This is a genomic window from Pseudomonas sp. ACM7, assembly GCF_004136015.1.
Lineage (GTDB): Bacteria > Pseudomonadota > Gammaproteobacteria > Pseudomonadales > Pseudomonadaceae > Aquipseudomonas > Aquipseudomonas frigoris.
On sequence record NZ_CP024866.1, the window covers coordinates 2,999,460 to 3,014,509 of the forward strand.

Consider the following 15,050-nt stretch of genomic DNA (forward strand, 5'->3'; position numbering starts at 1 on the left):
CTGTCAGCCTTACTTCGCGGCGTCGACAGGCCACGGGCAGTAACAACCCACGGCCAGTGTGTGCGTGGCATTCACCGCGCGGCCTTCGTTCAACGCTTGCAGAATCGGTTCGATAAAGCTGTTACTCGAATTGCAGGTCAGGCCTTCGCTGTACGGGCCGAAATACGCCAGTTTGCCGCTGCGATCCCAGATCGCCACGGCCGGGCTGGCGGGGATCTGTTCGGAGCCTGGCAGGACGGCGATGCTTTTCAGGCTGCTTATGGTGCTCGGTAACTGACCGTGGCTGCCAGGCTTTTGTACCGCATAAAACTCCACGCCTTGCGGTACATAATGCTCAACCAGTTCGCTCAGGTGTTGTTGATTACCAACGTTGCACGGGCAGGCCGGGTCCCAGAAGTGCACGAGGCGGATGGCGCCGGGGCCGGCGAGGTTGTCGGGCAGGCGCAGCGGGTCGCCGGAGAACACCGCGGTGTGCTCGCTGAACGCTCGCAGGTAGCGTCCCTGAAACCAGTCGTAAGCAGCCCACAGCACGCCGGCACACACGAGGGCGAGCAGGCTGGCAAGCAGTGTGGCGCGGTAGGGCGAGCGCATGGATTTCAGTCCTCGAAGGTGCGCTAGCTTGCCATGCTTGCCCCAACAGATGAATATCGCAGGCCCATAAAGTCCGTTTCGCGTTCTGGAATTGCTCATGTCTGCCACTTTCGACTCCGATCATCTGCGTGCCAGGCTGCGGCCGCTGGCCGACTGGCAGCCGCTGTCGGTAGAAGCGCTGGCTTACCAGCGCTTCTACGGGCTGGACTTTGCGGGGCGTAACCTGCGCAGTGGCCTTGGTCGTTTCGACGTCGATGGTTATGAAGTGGTCAGCCAGGTCTGGTGGCCCGAGCAGGCGAAGGCGACGCTGTTTTTGTTCCACGGTTTTTACGATCACACCGGGCTTTACCGGCATGTGATCGAATGGGCGCTGGATCAGAATTTTGCGGTGATTGCCTGCGACCTGCCGGGACACGGGCTGTCCAGTGGCGAACGGGCCAGCATCAAGGATTTCACTGAGTATCAGGACACGCTGCAAGGATTGTTCACCGAAGCACAATCCCTCGATCTGCCGCAGCCGTGGCACCTGTGCGGGCAAAGCACTGGCGGCGCGATCGTGATCGATCATGTACTCAATCAGGGCGCCAGCAGTCCGGCCCAGGGCCAGGTCATTCTGCTGTCGCCGTTGGTAAGGCCGCGGGCCTGGGGTTGGTCGCAACTCAGCTATTACCTGCTCAAGCCTTTCGTCAAAGCCATCGCCCGGCGCTTCAGCGAGAACTCCAACGACCCGGATTTTCTACCCTTCCTGCAAGCGGACCCGTTGCAGCCGCTCCGTTTGCCGACCGCCTGGGTCGGTGCGCTGGCGCGCTGGATCAAACGCATCGAAGCCGCACCGGACAGCAAGCGGCGACCGCTGATTGTGCAGGGGCAGGCGGACATGACCGTGGATTGGGAGCATAACCTTGAAGTGTTGCGGGGCAAGTTCGATCGGCCGCAGGTGCTGATGTTGCCTGAGGCGCGGCATCACCTGGCGAATGAGACGCTGGCGTTGCGGCGGGAGTATTTCGGGTTTTTGACGAAGCGGATCAAGGGTCGGAATCTTTAGCGTCTGTCATGGCCTCATCGCGAGCAAGCTCGCTCCCACATTAGACCGAGTACGTCTGAACAACTCGGTCACTGTGGGAGCGAGCTTGCTCGCGATAGCGATTTATCAGGCGCTAAAAATTACTGGCGAAGCGTTGAAGTATCCTGCCCCACCGCCAACCCCGCGCGAATCGCCGCCAATGCTGCCTGGTAATAAGCCTTGCCCTCGGTGGACTCGGCGAAGGTCGCGAACTCTTCCAGTTCTTCATCCGACAGGTCGCGATAGACATACAACAGCGTGTTGTTCAGGTCGTTGCCGATCTGGTCCATCAAGCGCTGACGCTGACCATTCAACATGCCTTGAGCCTGACCACCGCCGAGCAGGCCGGGGATCATCGAGCTGAGGCTGTCGGCCGCGACGCCGGCAATCGCCAGGCTGACTTCCGCGCCAGCCTCTCGGGCGGGCAGGGCCTGGGCCAGATGGCCGATGATCAGCATGCGGCTGTCGCTGGCCTGGATCTTGGGTAAACCCTTGGCGTTTTTTGCCAACTGATCGCGACGGGTCGCGAGCAATTCGGCGGCCACGATTTTCTTGCCCAAGGGTGACTGAAAGAACGTCAGCGCAGGTTTCGGATCGGCGAGGGTCTTGCGCAATTGCGCTTCGGCGCGCTGGTCGACGGCCTGGGGGGCAAAGCGCTGATTGCTGTTATTCACCAGCGCCTGGAACACTGCCGGCGGCAGACTGTTCTGGTACCGCTGCTGAGCCGCCGAGAGAGCGTCGTTGAAATGCGCGCGTTGTTCTGGCCAACCGGCGACCTTGTACAACTGGTCGTGGCCGTCTGCCCAAGCGGGCAATACACAGAACATCAACAGTGAAAAAAGCAAACGGCGCATAGGGACTCCTGTCAGCAGGCGACTATTCTCCGTGTGGCATTCGTCCTTGTCGAGAATTCGTATCAACCCGCTGCGCGGCTCTGTCGGATTTTCAGGCACAGGAATACTATGCGCGGCATGCGAATACCCTCTGATCACCCGCTGCTGTTACGTATCGTCGACGACCTGGCTGAGCACGGCTGGTCGCAGCAGAATATTTTCCTTCCTCTGGGTCTGACCCGGGAACTGGCGGCCGAGTGCCGTAAACGTGCTGCCGAGGGCGAATTGGCCCCGGCCGCCGTGGGGCGCGGGTCGACATCCGAGATTCGCGAGGGGATTCGCGGCGACCATATCCAGTGGATCGAGCCCGGCCAGGCGTTGGCGTGCGACAGCTATCTGGATTTGATGGACAGCCTGCGCGAAGCGATGAATCGTGGTTTGTTTCTGGGCCTGGAAGATTTCGAAAGCCATTTCGCGCTGTACCCGCCCGGTGCTTTTTACCTCAAGCATGTCGACCGTTTTCGTGATGACGACCGGCGCATGGTGTCGGCGGTGGTCTATCTCAACGACGCCTGGCTGCCTGAGCACGGCGGTCAGTTGCGCATGTCCCTGGATGAAAGCGTCGAACATGATGTGGTGCCCACAGGTGGATGCCTGGTGGTGTTCCTGTCGGGTGAAGTGCCCCACGAAGTCCTGCCCGCGACCCGCGATCGTCTGTCGTTGACCGGCTGGTTCCGGCGTCGTGGTAACGAGCCGTTCTGATCATGCAAAAAATTCTGGTAAGCCGCTGTCTGCTGGGCCACCGCGTACGTTATGACGGCGGGGCGAGTGGGCCGTTCGATCAGCTTCAACAGTGGCTTGATGAAGGTCGGGTGGTGCCGTTGTGTCCAGAGGTTGCCGGTGGCTTGCCGACGCCACGGGCGGCGGCGGAAATTCCGGGTGGGCAGGGTGGTGAAGTGCTTGATGGCCACGCATCAGTGATCACCACCGAGGGCGAGGACGTCAGCGCCGAGTTTCTCTCGGGGGCTTATCAGGCGTTGGAACTGGTGCAAAAGCACGGCATCCGCATTGCCGTACTCAAGGCCAACAGCCCGTCTTGCGGGAATCTGTTGACCTATGACGGGACGTTCAGTGGAGTGAAGGTCAGTGGTGAAGGCGTGACTGCGGCGTTGCTCAGGCGCCATGGCGTGCAAGTCTTCAGTGAGCTGGAGTTGCCGCAAGCGGCGGCAGTCCTGGCAACCCTGACCTAACGCCCTACACAAAACCACTGTGGGAGCGGGCTTGCTCGCGAAAGCGTTGAATCAGACAACATTCATTTGACTGACACACCGCTTTCGCGAGCAAGCCCGCTCTCACATTGGATCTCCATGAATTGATCTATTTCCAGAACATCAGGGTTTCGGCGCCACACTCGTATCCGTCCCGAACCACTTCTGCGACAACGTCTCCAATCGCCCATCCGCCTTGATCCGCTGCAGCGCGTTTTCCAGGCTGGCATGAAACGCCGGGTTACCTTTCTGAAACGGAATCGCCAGGCTCACTGCCGGGCCAGCCTTCGGCTTCTCTTCCGTCAGCGACTGCACCAGCAGCATCGAGCGCGGTTGCTCTTCCTTCTGCGCGATCAATTGCGCATCGGTGTGAATGTAAGGTTCGCTGAAGTCGAAACGATCCTTGAGGTCCGGGGTCACTGCTATGTGGTTGATGGCGACGTCGTACTTGCCGGTTTCAACACCTTGCAGCAGATCGCTGGAATCGGTAATGACGAAGTCGGCCCGTACATCCAGTTCGTTGGCCAGCAGTTGGCCCAATTCGACCTCGAAGCCCGTTAGATTGCCATCGTCCTTGAAATTGAACGGCGGTGTATTAGCCTCAAGAGCGATGCGCAATTCGCCACGGTCGTTTACATCGTCAATCAGTTCGGCATGAGCCAAAGGGCTCAGAAGGGGTAGCAGGCAGATCAGGCCAGGCAAAAAACGCATGGTCACTCCTTTGAATTCATTATCGCGATGCTCTGGTTCAGGCTCGCTTTGCTATGGTTGTCGAGAGCCTTCGACAACGAATGGCCGTGAAGTTGTCATGGCCACGCGGATTTTACGAAAAAACTGGAGAAGAGAATGAAAACCTTTATGTCACGAGCAGCATTGGCTGGCCTGTTGATGGGTGCTTCGATGCTGGCAACGGCTGCGACTCCGGCCCCCAAGGGTGCAGAAGTGTCCATCGTTTCTCCTGCGGACGGAGCTACGGTTCCGCAAACCGTCGTCGTCAAGTTCGCTGTCGAGAACATGGCGCTGGCGCCTGCGGGCGATGTCACCAAGAACACCGGCCATCACCACTTGCTGATCGATGTCGATAAACTGCCGGCCGCCGGTGCGCCGATTCCTAACGATGCCAACCACCTGCATTTCGGCAAGGCGCAGACCCAGGCTGAAGTAAAGCTGACGCCGGGCAAACACACCTTGCAGCTGGAGCTGGGAGATAGCGGCCACATGCCGTTCGATCCGCCGATCGTGTCGGAGAAAATCACCGTCAACGTTAAGTAACCTGCTCGGAATAAAGAACCGCGCCCATGAAAAAGGAGCCCCCAAGGGCTCCTTTTTTTGTCACTCAAGTCACTATCAGAACAACACGCGGCAACGAATGGTGCCGTTGATGTGCTGCAGCTTCTCTTGCGCCATTTCCGAGTACTCGGCGTCGACGTCGATCACGACGTAGCCGACTTTCTCGTTGGTCTGCAGGAACTGACCGGAAATGTTGATGCCGTTTTCGGCGAAGACCTTGTTGATCTCGCTCATCACACCCGGAATGTTCTCGTGGATGTGCAGCAGGCGATGCTTGCCAGGGTGAGCCGGCAGGGCCACTTCCGGGAAGTTGACCGAGGACACCGACGTACCGTTGTCGCTGTACTTGACCAGTTTTTCTGCCACTTCCAGACCGATGTTGGCTTGCGCTTCAGCGGTAGAACCGCCGATGTGCGGGGTCAGGATCACGTTGTCCAGGCCACGCAGCGGGCTTTCGAACTCTTCGTCGTTGGAGCGAGGCTCCACCGGGAAGACGTCGATGGCCGCGCCGATCAGGTGCTTGTCCTTGATCGCGTCCGCCAGCGCTTGCAGTTCAACTACAGTGCCGCGCGCCGCGTTGATCAGAATGCCGCCCTTCTTGATCGCACGGATTTCTTTCTCGCCGATCATCCACTGGGTCGCAGCGGTTTCCGGAACGTGCAGGGTGACGATGTCGGACATGCCCAGCAGCTCGGTCAGGTTGCCGACTTGAGTCGCGTTGCCCAATGGCAGCTTGGTCACGGTGTCGTAGAAGTACACCTGCATGCCCAGGCCTTCAGCCAGAACCGACAATTGCGTACCGATCGAGCCGTAACCGACGATACCGAGCTTCTTGCCACGGATTTCGAAGGAGTTGGCTGCGCTCTTGATCCAGCCGCCACGGTGGCAGGAAGCGTTCTTCTCAGGGATGCCGCGCAGCAACAGGATCGCTTCGGCCAGCACCAGTTCCGCGACGGAGCGAGTGTTGGAGTACGGAGCGTTGAACACTGCGATGCCGCGTTCGCGGGCAGCATTAAGGTCAACCTGGTTGGTGCCGATGCAGAAACAGCCGACAGCGACCAGTTTCTTCGCGTGATCGAAGATCTCTTCGGTCAGTTGAGTGCGGGAGCGAATGCCGATGAAGTGAGCATCAGCGATCTTTTCCTTCAGTTGGGCTTCCGGCAGAGAACCTGTGAGGTACTCGATGCTGGTGTAGCCCGCCGACTTGAGGACGTCGACAGCCGATTGGTGGACGCCTTCGAGAAGAAGGAACTTGATCTTGCTCTTATCGAGAGAAGTCTTGCTCATCTGCGTAAACCTGTATCCCGGAGAAAAATGGCAGGAAATGGTCAACAGATGCTGACCCGGACGGCAAAAAAGCCGTCGCCGCAGAACAGCCGTTGGGCACTATCCTGCGGGGTCGGTATGCTAGCATATGCACCCCGCTAAACACTCATTCCTGCGACGTGAAGCGTTCTCAGGATGACCATGAATTGTTCGAGAGTTCTGTCGATGACCAATCCTGCCCTGATTGAAGAGCTGAAGACCCTGGTTGAGCCTGGCAAGGTGCTGACCGATGCCGACTCCCTGAATGCTTACGGTAAGGATTGGACCAAGCATTTCGCCCCGGCCCCGACCGCCATCGTGTTCCCCAAGACCACCGAGCAGGTTCAGGCCATTGTCCGTTGGGCCAATGAGCACAAAATTGCGCTGGTGCCGTCCGGCGGTCGTACCGGGTTGTCCGCCGCGGCCGTGGCCGCCAATGGCGAAGTCGTCGTGTCCTTCGACTACATGAACCAGATCCTCGACGTGAACATGACCGACCGCACTGCGGTCTGCCAGCCGGGCGTGGTCACCGAGCACCTGCAGAACGTCGCCGAAGAAAAAGGCCTGTACTACCCGGTGGATTTCGCTTCGGCAGGTTCGAGCCAGATTGGCGGCAATATCGGCACCAATGCCGGCGGGATCAAGGTCATTCGCTACGGCATGACCCGCAACTGGGTGGCCGGCATGAAAGTCGTCACCGGCAAAGGCGATCTACTGGAACTGAACAAAGACTTGATCAAGAACGCCACCGGCTACGACTTGCGTCAGCTGTTCATCGGCGCTGAAGGCACCCTCGGTTTCGTGGTCGAGGCCACCATGCGCCTGGACCGTGCGCCGAAAAACCTCACCGCCATGGTCCTCGGCACTGCCGATTTCGACTCGATCATGCCGGTGTTGCACGCGTTCCAGAGCAAGCTCGACCTGACCGCCTTCGAATTTTTCTCCGACAAAGCGTTGGCCAAGGTGATGGCCCGCGGCGACGTGCCGGCACCTTTCGAGTCCGATTGCCCGTTCTACGCGCTGCTGGAATTCGAAGCGACCACCGAAGAAGTGGCCAACCACGCCCTGGAAACCTTCGAGCACTGCGTTGAGCAGGGCTGGGTACTGGACGGCGTGATGAGCCAGAGCGAAACCCAGCTGCAGAACCTCTGGAAGCTTCGCGAATACATCTCCGAGACCATTTCCCACTGGACGCCGTACAAGAACGACATTTCGGTCACTGTGTCGAAAGTCCCGGCCTTTCTGAAGGAAATCGACGCGATCGTCGGCGAACACTACCCGGATTTCGAAATCGTCTGGTTCGGCCACATCGGCGACGGCAACCTGCACTTGAACATCCTCAAGCCGGAAAACCTGAGCAAGGACGAGTTCTTCGCCAAGTGCGCGACCGTCAACAAGTGGGTGTTCGAAACCGTCGAGAAGTACAACGGCTCGATTTCCGCCGAACATGGCGTGGGCATGACCAAGCGTGACTACTTGACCTACAGCCGCTCGCCGGTCGAGATCGAGTACATGAAAGCCGTCAAAGCGGTGTTCGACCCGAACGGCATCATGAACCCGGGCAAAATTTTCGCTGTTTGACTTTTGAATTTAAGAGCTACGAAACAGGAGTCGGTAAATGAGCTATCAGCACCAGTATGTCGACGGTACGCGTATTCATTTCCCGCTGGGGAAAGTGGTGTGCATCGGCCGTAACTACGCCGAACACGCCAAGGAACTGGACAACCCGGTGCCTACAGAACCGCTGCTGTTCATCAAGCCGGGCAGTTGCGTCGTGCCGCTGGAAGGTGGTTTCAGCATTCCGACCGACCGTGGTTCGGTGCATTACGAAGCGGAAATCGCGGTGTTGATTGGCAAGCCTTTGTCGACCAAACCGAGCCGTGAAGAAGTGCTCGATGCTATCTCCGGCTTCGCTCCAGCCCTGGACCTGACCCTGCGCGACAAGCAGGCCGAGCTGAAAGCCAAGGGCCTGCCTTGGGAAATCGCCAAGTCCTTCGACGGTGCGGCGGTGATTGCGCCATTCGTGTCCGGCAGCACCTTCGCTGACCTGACCGACATCGGCATCCGCCTGACCATCAACGGCGAAGTGCGCCAGGATGGTAACAGCAGCGCAATGCTCAACCCGATCGTGCCGATGATCCAGCACATGGCCGGCTGTTTCTCGCTGCAGGCCGGTGACGTGATCTTGACGGGTACGCCGGTGGGTGTTGGCCCGCTGAATGTCGGTGATGAACTGGTGATCGAGTTGCCAGGCGCCAGCAGCTTCACCACCAGCGTCCGCTAAAAAAGCAAAAGATCGCAGCCTGCGGCAGCTCCTACACCAATCTCTGTAGGAGCTGCCGCAGGCTGCGATCTTTTGATCTTGGTTGCCCGCACAGGGCTTTCCCGCCATTTCCCGTTTTTTTCACATCTTCTCCGGATAATTCCGGGACTTGCGGCGTCTGAGCCGGTCCCAATTATGCTATTACCCATAGCCTGAATTTCTGGAACTCATCCCTCGATGGTCACCCAACAACCACTGCCCAAGCTTAAAACTGCCCGCCGCTCGCGCTTTTTCATGCGTTGGTATTTCTGGCTTTTGCTGGTGGCCGCCGCCTATGGCCTCGCGTTTGCGATGCATTGGGATGACCGCGGTGTGCTTTGGGTGCTGGAACGTTTCGAAAGTCCCGCCGAACGTCAGCAGAGTGTCTGGCTGCCGGATTACCGGGCAGTGATCGACGCCAAGCTGCTGCCGGGCATGGAAAAGGACGAAGCGTCCGACCTGGCCTACAACCCTCAAACCAAAACCCTGTTCTCGGTCATGGGCAAGAACCCGTTCCTCGTCGAATTGACCCTGCAGGGCGACGTGCTGCGCAAAATGCCGCTGGTGGGCTGGAGCAACCCGGAAGGCGTGACTATGATGGGCAACGGTCTGCTGGCCATCGTCGATGAACGTGACCACATGCTCTCCATCGTCAAGGTTGACGCTGACACCCGCGAGCTGAACATCGCCAACTTCCCGAAATACGACCTCGGCCCCTCGAAAGACCAGAACAAGGCCTTCGAAGCAGTCGTCTGGGATTCGCGCAATCAGCAGATGTTGCTGGGTGAAGAGCGTCCACCGGCGTTGTTCACCTGGAAAAGCAACGATGGCCAGACACTCACCGGTGACAAGCAAAAACTCGCCAGTGACCAACTGGACATCCGCAACCTCTCGGCGCTGGCCATCGACCCGCGCACTGGCCACACCCTGGTGCTGTCTGCCGACTCCCACTTGTTGCTGGAGCTGGACGAAAAGGGCGAGCAGGTCAGCTTCATGACCTTGCTGGGCGGCTTCAATGGTTTGAAGAAGACCATTCCTCGCGCCGAAGGCGTGACGATGGACGAGGCGGGGACGCTTTACATGGTGAGCGAGCCGAACCTGTTCTATCGCTTCGAAAAGCAGAAATAAGGCCTGAATGCGTCGACTTGCCCGCCCCAAGCCTCTGCTTTTGATCCTGTCGGTCATTGCGTTGATCGCGCTGGTTGCGGCCGGCCAGTACCTGCGCCTGTTCGAGCGCGCCTGGTTCAACCTGCACACGCTATGGCAACCGGAGAATGGTCAGTCCATCGCTCTGGATCAATACCAGGTGACGCTCGAAGCCCGAATTATCGAAGGCCTGGCCGACGATGTGTCGGCGCTGACCTTCGATCCGGTGCGCAAAAGCCTGTTCACCGTCACCAACAAAAACTCAGAGCTGATCGAACTGTCGCTGGACGGCCAGATTATTCGACGCATTGCGCTGGTCGGGTTTGGCGATCCGGAAGCGGTTGAGTTCATCAGCGCCGACACTTACGTAATCACTGACGAGCGTCAGCAGCGGCTGATCAAGATTCATCTGGAGAACGACACAACGTTCCTCGACGCAGCGGATGCCGAGCAGATGACCCTTGGCGTGCACATGAGCGGCAACAAGGGCTTCGAAGGCCTGGCTTACGACTCGGTGGGCAAGCGGTTGTTTGTCGCCAAGGAGCGCGACCCGATGCTGATCTACGAAGTGCAGGGCTTTCCCCATTACAACCCGGAAAAATCCTACGCGGTGCACGTAGTGAACAACCCCAAGCGCGATGCCGGGATGTTCGTGACGGACCTGTCGAGCCTGCAATACGACGAGCGTAGCGGCCATTTGCTTGCGTTGTCGGATGAATCGCGGCTGATTCTGGAACTCGATGTCGACGGGCGACCGCTGAGCACCCTGTCACTGAGCAAGGGGCGTCAAGGGTTGCAGAAGACGGTGCCACAAGCGGAAGGGATCGCCATGGATGACGACGGTACGATGTACCTGGTGAGCGAGCCGAACCTGTTCTACGTCTTCAAAAAACCAGTACAACCCTAACCAACACCTTAAAACCAATGTGGGAGCGGGCTTGCTCGCGAAAGCGGTCTGTCAGTCGACATCTCTATCGACTGACACGGCCTCTTCGCGAGCAAGCCCGCTCCCACAGGTTTTGCTATGTGTTCGGCTTACTTTGCGCGCAGTGTTTTTACACCTTCGCTGGTGCCCAGCAGCAGCAAATCCGCTGGACGTGCCGCGAACAAACCGTTGGTGACCACGCCGACGATGGCGTTGATCTGCGTCTCCAGCTCCACCGGGTTGGTGATCTGCATGTTGAACACGTCGAGGATGATGTTGCCGTTGTCGGTCAACACGCCTTCACGGTAAACCGGGTCGCCGCCAAGCTTCACCAGCTCGCGGGCCACGTGGCTGCGGGCCATCGGGATCACTTCAACCGGCAGCGGGAACGCACCGAGCACCGGCACCAGTTTGCTGGCGTCGGCGATGCAGATGAAAGTCTTGGCCACGGCCGCCACAATCTTCTCGCGGGTCAGGGCTGCGCCGCCGCCTTTGATCAGGTTCAGGTGTTCGTCGCTTTCATCGGCGCCGTCGACGTAGAACTCCAGGTCGCTGACCGTATTCAACTCATACACCGGAATGCCGTGGCCCTTGAGGCGGGCAGCGGTGGCTTCGGAACTGGCGACCGCGCCGTCGAACGCGCCTTTGTGCTTGGCCAGTGCATTGATGAAGCAGTTGGCGGTGGAGCCGGTGCCGACCCCGACGATGCTCTTGTCGTCGAGTTTCGGGAGGATGAAGTCGACGGCGGCCTGAGCCACTGCCTGTTTGAGTTGATCCTGGGTCATGCGGGCTCCGAAGCGGGCAAGGGGGGAACGGAAAGGCCGGCATTATAGCCCCATGCCGGGTTAAAACCTCTTGATTCGTGTGGTCGCCCGCCCGAAAGCCGGGTTAGACTCGTTGGCCCTGCCCAACCCGCTCAGTGATGCTTTCCGATGCTCGAACAGTACGTCAAAAAGATCCTCACCTCGCGCGTTTATGACGTTGCCGTAGAAACCCCATTGCAGACTGCCCGCCAGCTCTCCGAGCGGCTGGGCAACAGTATTTTGCTCAAGCGCGAAGACTTGCAGCCGGTGTTCTCGTTCAAGATTCGTGGCGCCTATAACAAGCTCACGCAGCTTTCCGAAGAAGAGCGCGCTCGCGGTGTAGTCACTGCTTCGGCAGGCAACCACGCGCAAGGCCTGGCCTTGGCGGCGAAAGTGTTGGGCGTGAAAGCGACCATCGTGATGCCCAAGACCACCCCGGAGATCAAAGTCGAAGGCGTACGTTCGCGTGGCGGCAAAGTGGTGCTGCACGGGGATTCGTTCCCGGAAGCCCTAGCCTACTCGCTGAAACTGGTCGATGAAAAAGGCTACGTCTACATCCACCCTTACGACGATCCCCACACCATTGCCGGGCAGGGCACGGTGGCGATGGAGATTCTGCGCCAGCACCCTGGCCGTCTCGACGCGATCTTCGTCCCGGTGGGCGGTGGCGGATTGATCGCCGGGATCGCGGCGTACGTGAAGTACTTGCGACCTGAAATCAAAATCATCGGCGTCGAGCCGGACGATTCCAACTGCCTGCAAGCGGCCATGGCCGCTGGCGAGCGCGTGATCCTGCCGACCGTGGGCCTCTTCGCCGATGGCGTTGCTGTGGCGCAGATTGGTCAGCACACCTTCGATATCTGCAAAGATTATGTCGATGAAGTGATCACCGTCAGCACCGATGAAATCTGCGCGGCGATCAAGGACATCTACGACGATACCCGCTCGATCACTGAACCTGCCGGCGCATTGGGCGTGGCCGGGATCAAGAAATACGTCGAGCAACGCGGCGTCACCGGTCACACCTTCGTGGCCATCGACTCCGGCGCCAACGTCAACTTCGACCGTCTGCGCCACGTCGCCGAGCGCGCTGAACTGGGCGAGGGCCGCGAAGCGATTATCGCCGTGACCATCCCCGAGAAACCGGGCAGCTTCAAGGCGTTCTGCGAAGCCATCGGCAAGCGCCAGATCACCGAATTCAACTACCGCTACAACACCGGCAGCGAAGCGCACATCTTCGTTGGCGTGCAGACGCATCCGGAAAGTGATCCGCGCAGTGCGCTGATTGCCAGCCTGACCGAGCAGGGTTTCCCGGTGCTGGACCTGACCGACAACGAACTGGCCAAGTTGCACATCCGCCACATGGTCGGCGGCCGTGCGGCTCATGTGGTTGATGAAGTGATTCTGCGTTTCGAATTCCCGGAGCGTCCGGGCGCGCTGTTCAACTTCCTCAACAAGCTCGGCGGGCGCTGGAACATCTCGATGTTCCACTACCGCAACCATGGCGCGGCGGATGGCCGGGTGGTCGCAGGTCTGCAAGTGCCTCACGATGAACGCCATCTGGTGCCCGCTGCGCTGGCAGAAATCGGCTACCCGTACTGGGATGAAAGCGACAATCCGGCCTATCTGCTGTTTCTCGGCTGAGCGGCTACGCTGATGGGCAAGCCATAAGGAGATCGAACAATGGAAACGTTAACCGCCCTGAAAGTCGCTCACATCGTGGCGACGGTGTTGCTGCTGGTCAGCGCGCTGGGTCTGGCGATCTGGGTCTGGCGTACGCGCCGTAACGGTGACGCGACGGCTCACGCGCGCACGTTGCAACGGCCACGACTGTTTATCTGGCTGGTGATGGGGCTGGCGCTGCTGAGCATGCCGTTTACCGGCTGGTGGATGGTGCATCTGGTGGGCTGGCCGTTGGGGCAGACCTGGTTGTTGGCTTCCAGTATGCTTTACACCGTCGCGGCGTTGGGCTGGTTCTGGTTGCTGGTGCGGCTTAACAAGTTGCGCAAGGCACCGGCAGCGGGCAATGGGAAATTTACCTTTGCCTTGGCGTTGTTCAGTTTTGTCTGCTTTATCGCGATTGCGGGGTTGATGGGCGCCAAACCGGTTTAAGGCTTGGGACCGCGGCGGCCCCTTCGCGAGCAAGCCCGCTCCCACACTAGATCTTCAGCGAACACAGATTTTGTGTACGACGCAGATCAAATGTGGGAGCGGGCTTGCTCGCGAAAGCGGTATCAGCCGCGCAGAGTAATCACCGGCCAGCCACGCTTCTCGGCTTCAGCACGCAGATTCGGGTCCGGATCGACAGCGATCGGATGCGTCACCTGCTCCAGCAGCGGAAAATCATTCATCGAGTCGCTGTAGAAGTAACTGTCTTCCAACGAATATCCGGTCTCTTCCAGCCAGCGATTCAATCGCGTCACCTTGCCTTCACGGAAGCACGGGACGTCGGTGCTGCGCCCGGTGTAGCGGCCATCAACCATCTCGCATTCCGTGGCGATCAGGGTTTCGACGCCCAGACGCTGGGCAATCGGCCCGGTAACAAAACGGTTGGTCGCGGTGATGATCACCAGTTTGTCACCCGCCTCGCGGTGCTTGGCCAGTAGTTCGAGACCCTTGGGTAACACAATCGGCTCAATGCAATCGCGCATGTAATCCAGATGCCATTGATCCAGTGTGGCCATCTCGGTGCGGCCGAGCACTTCCAGGCAGAAGTTCAGGTAGGCATCGTTATCCAGTTTGCCGGCCAGGTAATCCTGATAAAACTCGTCGTTGCGTGCCTTGTAGGCGACGGCGTCGAGGAAGCCGCGTTCGCACAGGTAATCGCCCCAAGCGTGGTCACTGTCACCGCCCAAGAGCGTGTTGTCCAAGTCGAATAAAGCCAGCCGCATTGCAGTTACTCGCTGAAAAGTCTGTAGAAAGGCGTCCAGAATACGGACTTTTCACAAGAGTGCACATAAGGTAGACCGGCTCGTTGCTGCTATCACAACCTTTGTGGAACAATGCGGCGACATGCGTTTGCGAGGTTGTTGCCGTGATCGACCCCGATGGTTTCCGCCCCAATGTCGGGATCATTCTCACGAATGATGCCGGACAGGTGCTATGGGCTCGCCGTATCAATCAAGATGCCTGGCAGTTTCCACAGGGCGGGATCAACCCCCAGGAGACGCCGGAAGACGCCTTGTACCGCGAGTTGAACGAAGAAGTGGGTCTTGAGCGCGAAGATGTTGAAATTCTCGCCTGCACCCGGGGCTGGTTGCGCTATCGTTTGCCGCAACGTCTGGTCCGCACGCACAGCCAACCGCTGTGCATTGGCCAGAAACAGAAATGGTTTCTCCTGCGCCTGGTCTCCAACGAGCAGCGGGTGCGGATGGATTTGACCGGTAAACCGGAATTCGATGGCTGGCGCTGGGTCAGCTATTGGTATCCGTTGGGCCAGGTGGTGACATTCAAGCGCGAAGTGTATCGACGCGCTCTCAAAGAGCTTGCCCCGCGCCTTTTATCGCGCGACTGACGACGGAGTT

General features: G+C 59.0%; 17 protein-coding genes. 11 read left to right on the forward strand and 6 right to left on the reverse strand.

Annotation, left to right across the window (positions count from 1 at the left end; genetic code table 11):
- Positions 1-9: 9 nt before the first annotated feature.
- The gene (locus CUN63_RS14040; protein WP_129440228.1) at positions 10-591 is read right to left on the reverse strand and encodes a DUF6436 domain-containing protein; all 582 of its coding nucleotides are present in this window, start codon (positions 589-591) and stop codon (positions 10-12) included.
- 97 nt (positions 592-688) lie between these two features.
- Between CUN63_RS14040 and CUN63_RS14045 the strand changes: the two genes are divergently transcribed.
- Positions 689-1,636, forward strand: coding sequence for an alpha/beta hydrolase (locus tag CUN63_RS14045; RefSeq protein ID WP_129440230.1), 948 nt, complete (start codon positions 689-691; stop codon positions 1,634-1,636).
- Between the two features lie 119 nt (positions 1,637-1,755).
- On the opposite strand, the gene CUN63_RS14050 is transcribed toward CUN63_RS14045, so the two are convergent.
- Positions 1,756-2,508 carry a DUF2059 domain-containing protein gene (locus CUN63_RS14050; RefSeq protein WP_033060564.1) on the reverse strand — a complete coding sequence of 251 codons (753 nt, stop codon included), beginning with the start codon at positions 2,506-2,508 and terminating at the stop codon, positions 1,756-1,758.
- Positions 2,509-2,616: 108 nt separating this feature from the next.
- Between CUN63_RS14050 and CUN63_RS14055 the strand changes: the two genes are divergently transcribed.
- Both CUN63_RS14055 and CUN63_RS14060 read left to right on the forward strand, forming a co-directional pair.
- Positions 2,617-3,249: a 2OG-Fe(II) oxygenase gene (locus CUN63_RS14055; protein WP_129440232.1), complete on the forward strand. Its 633-nt coding sequence runs from the start codon at positions 2,617-2,619 to the stop codon at positions 3,247-3,249.
- Positions 3,250-3,251: 2 nt separating this feature from the next.
- A complete protein-coding gene (locus CUN63_RS14060; RefSeq protein ID WP_129440234.1) occupies positions 3,252-3,737 on the forward strand; it encodes a DUF523 domain-containing protein in 486 nt (161 codons plus the stop codon).
- 141 nt (positions 3,738-3,878) lie between these two features.
- On the opposite strand, the gene CUN63_RS14065 is transcribed toward CUN63_RS14060, so the two are convergent.
- Positions 3,879-4,466, reverse strand: a complete 588-nt coding sequence (locus CUN63_RS14065; RefSeq protein WP_129440236.1) for a transporter substrate-binding domain-containing protein — start codon at positions 4,464-4,466, stop codon at positions 3,879-3,881.
- Between the two features lie 135 nt (positions 4,467-4,601).
- Between CUN63_RS14065 and CUN63_RS14070 the strand changes: the two genes are divergently transcribed.
- Positions 4,602-5,027, forward strand: a complete 426-nt coding sequence (locus CUN63_RS14070) for a DUF4399 domain-containing protein (protein WP_129440238.1) — start codon at positions 4,602-4,604, stop codon at positions 5,025-5,027.
- 75 nt (positions 5,028-5,102) lie between these two features.
- Here the strand turns inward: CUN63_RS14070 and serA are convergent, their stop codons facing one another.
- The gene (serA, locus tag CUN63_RS14075; protein ID WP_129440240.1) at positions 5,103-6,332 is read right to left on the reverse strand and encodes a phosphoglycerate dehydrogenase; all 1,230 of its coding nucleotides are present in this window, start codon (positions 6,330-6,332) and stop codon (positions 5,103-5,105) included.
- Positions 6,333-6,536: 204 nt separating this feature from the next.
- On the opposite strand from serA, the gene CUN63_RS14085 reads away from it, so the two are divergent.
- The 4 genes from CUN63_RS14085 to CUN63_RS14100 all read left to right on the forward strand — a co-directional run bounded on the left by CUN63_RS14085 (position 6,537) and on the right by CUN63_RS14100 (position 10,705).
- Entirely contained in the window at positions 6,537-7,931 is a 1,395-nt protein-coding gene (locus tag CUN63_RS14085) for an FAD-binding oxidoreductase (protein WP_129440242.1), read from the forward strand.
- Positions 7,932-7,968: 37 nt separating this feature from the next.
- Positions 7,969-8,634 carry a fumarylacetoacetate hydrolase family protein gene (locus CUN63_RS14090; RefSeq protein WP_129440244.1) on the forward strand — a complete coding sequence of 222 codons (666 nt, stop codon included), beginning with the start codon at positions 7,969-7,971 and terminating at the stop codon, positions 8,632-8,634.
- 216 nt (positions 8,635-8,850) lie between these two features.
- Positions 8,851-9,780 (forward strand): SdiA-regulated domain-containing protein, encoded by a 930-nt coding sequence (locus CUN63_RS14095; protein ID WP_129440246.1) that lies wholly within the window; start codon positions 8,851-8,853, stop codon positions 9,778-9,780.
- A gap of 7 nt (positions 9,781-9,787) precedes the next feature.
- Positions 9,788-10,705 (forward strand): SdiA-regulated domain-containing protein, encoded by a 918-nt coding sequence (locus CUN63_RS14100; RefSeq protein ID WP_129440248.1) that lies wholly within the window; start codon positions 9,788-9,790, stop codon positions 10,703-10,705.
- 128 nt (positions 10,706-10,833) lie between these two features.
- Here the strand turns inward: CUN63_RS14100 and rpiA are convergent, their stop codons facing one another.
- Positions 10,834-11,508 carry a ribose-5-phosphate isomerase RpiA gene (gene rpiA, locus CUN63_RS14110; protein ID WP_129440250.1) on the reverse strand — a complete coding sequence of 225 codons (675 nt, stop codon included), beginning with the start codon at positions 11,506-11,508 and terminating at the stop codon, positions 10,834-10,836.
- Positions 11,509-11,655: 147 nt separating this feature from the next.
- Between rpiA and ilvA the strand changes: the two genes are divergently transcribed.
- Together ilvA and CUN63_RS14120 are read left to right on the forward strand one after the other, a co-directional pair.
- A complete protein-coding gene (ilvA, locus tag CUN63_RS14115; protein WP_129440252.1) occupies positions 11,656-13,170 on the forward strand; it encodes a threonine ammonia-lyase, biosynthetic in 1,515 nt (504 codons plus the stop codon).
- Positions 13,171-13,209: 39 nt separating this feature from the next.
- Positions 13,210-13,638 (forward strand): DUF2269 domain-containing protein, encoded by a 429-nt coding sequence (locus CUN63_RS14120; protein ID WP_129440253.1) that lies wholly within the window; start codon positions 13,210-13,212, stop codon positions 13,636-13,638.
- A gap of 122 nt (positions 13,639-13,760) precedes the next feature.
- Here CUN63_RS14120 and CUN63_RS14125 read toward each other — a convergent pair whose 3' ends face one another.
- Positions 13,761-14,417, reverse strand: a complete 657-nt coding sequence (locus CUN63_RS14125; RefSeq protein WP_129440255.1) for an HAD family phosphatase — start codon at positions 14,415-14,417, stop codon at positions 13,761-13,763.
- Positions 14,418-14,560: 143 nt separating this feature from the next.
- Here CUN63_RS14125 and CUN63_RS14130 point away from each other — a divergent pair, with 143 nt between their 5' ends.
- Positions 14,561-15,040, forward strand: a complete 480-nt coding sequence (locus CUN63_RS14130) for an RNA pyrophosphohydrolase (protein ID WP_008150514.1) — start codon at positions 14,561-14,563, stop codon at positions 15,038-15,040.
- Positions 15,041-15,050: the final 10 nt, after the last annotated feature.

Bases quoted from the DNA above. Each gene is read 5' to 3' on its own strand.
- CUN63_RS14040 (WP_129440228.1), bottom strand. From the start codon at position 591: ATGCGCTCGCCCTACCGCGCCACACTGCTTGCCAGCCTGCTCGCCCTC.
- CUN63_RS14045 (WP_129440230.1), top strand. From the start codon at position 689: ATGTCTGCCACTTTCGACTCCGATCATCTGCGTGCCAGGCTGCGGCCG.
- CUN63_RS14050 (WP_033060564.1), bottom strand. From the start codon at position 2,508: ATGCGCCGTTTGCTTTTTTCACTGTTGATGTTCTGTGTATTGCCCGCT.
- CUN63_RS14055 (WP_129440232.1), top strand. From the start codon at position 2,617: ATGCGCGGCATGCGAATACCCTCTGATCACCCGCTGCTGTTACGTATC.
- CUN63_RS14060 (WP_129440234.1), top strand. From the start codon at position 3,252: ATGCAAAAAATTCTGGTAAGCCGCTGTCTGCTGGGCCACCGCGTACGT.
- CUN63_RS14065 (WP_129440236.1), bottom strand. From the start codon at position 4,466: ATGCGTTTTTTGCCTGGCCTGATCTGCCTGCTACCCCTTCTGAGCCCT.
- CUN63_RS14070 (WP_129440238.1), top strand. From the start codon at position 4,602: ATGAAAACCTTTATGTCACGAGCAGCATTGGCTGGCCTGTTGATGGGT.
- serA (WP_129440240.1), bottom strand. From the start codon at position 6,332: ATGAGCAAGACTTCTCTCGATAAGAGCAAGATCAAGTTCCTTCTTCTC.
- CUN63_RS14085 (WP_129440242.1), top strand. From the start codon at position 6,537: ATGACCAATCCTGCCCTGATTGAAGAGCTGAAGACCCTGGTTGAGCCT.
- CUN63_RS14090 (WP_129440244.1), top strand. From the start codon at position 7,969: ATGAGCTATCAGCACCAGTATGTCGACGGTACGCGTATTCATTTCCCG.
- CUN63_RS14095 (WP_129440246.1), top strand. From the start codon at position 8,851: ATGGTCACCCAACAACCACTGCCCAAGCTTAAAACTGCCCGCCGCTCG.
- CUN63_RS14100 (WP_129440248.1), top strand. From the start codon at position 9,788: ATGCGTCGACTTGCCCGCCCCAAGCCTCTGCTTTTGATCCTGTCGGTC.
- rpiA (WP_129440250.1), bottom strand. From the start codon at position 11,508: ATGACCCAGGATCAACTCAAACAGGCAGTGGCTCAGGCCGCCGTCGAC.
- ilvA (WP_129440252.1), top strand. From the start codon at position 11,656: ATGCTCGAACAGTACGTCAAAAAGATCCTCACCTCGCGCGTTTATGAC.
- CUN63_RS14120 (WP_129440253.1), top strand. From the start codon at position 13,210: ATGGAAACGTTAACCGCCCTGAAAGTCGCTCACATCGTGGCGACGGTG.
- CUN63_RS14125 (WP_129440255.1), bottom strand. From the start codon at position 14,417: ATGCGGCTGGCTTTATTCGACTTGGACAACACGCTCTTGGGCGGTGAC.